General features: G+C 68.9%; 1 protein-coding gene. It reads right to left on the reverse strand.

Translation table 11 applies throughout. The annotated features are described in order from the left end of the window. Positions 1–157 precede the first annotated feature (157 nt). On the reverse strand, positions 158–1,597 hold a 1,440-nt coding region (locus C8J43_RS21745), incomplete at its 5' end, for a DNA polymerase Y family protein (protein ID WP_243645738.1).

Raw genomic sequence — 1,597 nt, forward strand, 5'->3', positions numbered from 1 at the left:
GCTTCCCATGCGCGCACCACACCCGCGACCGTGCCGATGTCGCTGACCCCGATCGACGGATAGCCGAGCAGCGCTGCAGCCGCGAACAGCTCCTCAGGGCTCGATGCGCCGCGCAGCAGTGAAAAATGCGTCAGGACCTGGAGTTCGACATAGTCGGTCATGCGAACACGCCGTGCATCCACCAGCTGAGATCGCCGGTGTCCTCGACGAACCCGTCGCCACGCCGGAACACCCAGTAGCGACCGCCCGCGTCATCCTCGACGCGGTAATAGTCGCGCACCGCCCATACTTCCGCGTCGCGACGCCACCACTCACCGTGGATCCGCTCGGGGCCGTCGCCGGCAACCACCTTGTGCGGCCGGCCGCGCCACTCGAACCGCCGGGGCGGCTGATCGGGCATCAACGCTATGACGCCCCACAGCGGTTCGGGTCTGGCCAGCAGGCGCGTCGGTCGTCGCCATTTTGGCCAGCCCGCGGGCGCCACCACCGGGTCGGCACGCATGACGGCGCGCTCGGGCACGTGACTTTCGACCGGCGCGATCCGAAACACGGCGTCTGCGCCGATGCGGCCGGCAATGACGTCGACGAGACGGGCCGGATCACGCACAAGAACCTCACCGGCGAGAACCGCGCCGAGATCGATCGCGTCGAGCGGCTCGGTGTGCGGCGCTGCCAGATAGAATTGCTCGAGCCCCAGGCCTGGATCGATCCGTTCGATCCTGAGCTTCATGAGCCGCAACAGGTGCGAGACCTCGCGTGTCGGGCGTGAGGTGCCGACGGCCACGATCTGCTCGGTGCCATCGACGCTTAAGCCACCGAGACGCAGCGATCGTACGCCGAGCCCCTTCGCGCGCAGCAGCTCGGCCATGTCGCCGAGCAGATCCTCCATGACCTGCGCGATCGCGTCTGCGGTGACGATCGGTTCGAGCAGCCGGCGCTCGACGACCGGCATGACCTCGTCGGTGCGCGGCGTGATGGGTTCGGCGACTGCGCCAAGCGCCTGATCAAGCTGCGTGATCGCCGCCAAGCCTAGCCGGCGTGCCAAAGGCCCGCGTGCGACCGGTAGAAGGTCGGCCACGCGTTCGAAGCCGAACTTGCGGGCGGCAACGAGCGCTGTGCCTGCGAGGCGCAAAGCAGCGACCGGCAAACCGCTGAGCGCGTCGACCGTTCGTCCTGCCGGGACGATCGCGATATCGGCCGATCCGAACCGGGCAACGGCATGTGCCGCGCCCGGCGTGTCCGCGACCGCCACACGTGCCGTGAACCCGGCACGCTGGCAAAAGGCGCGCAGACGCCGACAGAACCGCTCTTCGCCGCCATGGAGATGCGCGCAGCCTGTCAGGTCGAGCCATAGCCCATCGGGCGGCGTGGCCGCGGCGATCGGCGACCAGCGACGCACCGCACGCAGCGCGAGCTGGTCCAGTAACGCAGCATCCGCTTCGGTTTCAGACGGTCGGATGTCGAGATCGGACACCAGCGCACGCGCATGGGTCGCGGCCATACCGATCGTGATCCCTAACGCGGCAGCGCCATCGCAGGCGGCAACCACCTCTTCGCGCCGGCCGACCTTGCCCACCAGCGCGAGCGGCGCCCTGTG

It is taken from the genome of Sphingomonas sp. PP-CE-1G-424 (assembly GCF_004341085.1).
In the GTDB taxonomy this organism is placed as follows: domain Bacteria; phylum Pseudomonadota; class Alphaproteobacteria; order Sphingomonadales; family Sphingomonadaceae; genus Sphingomonas.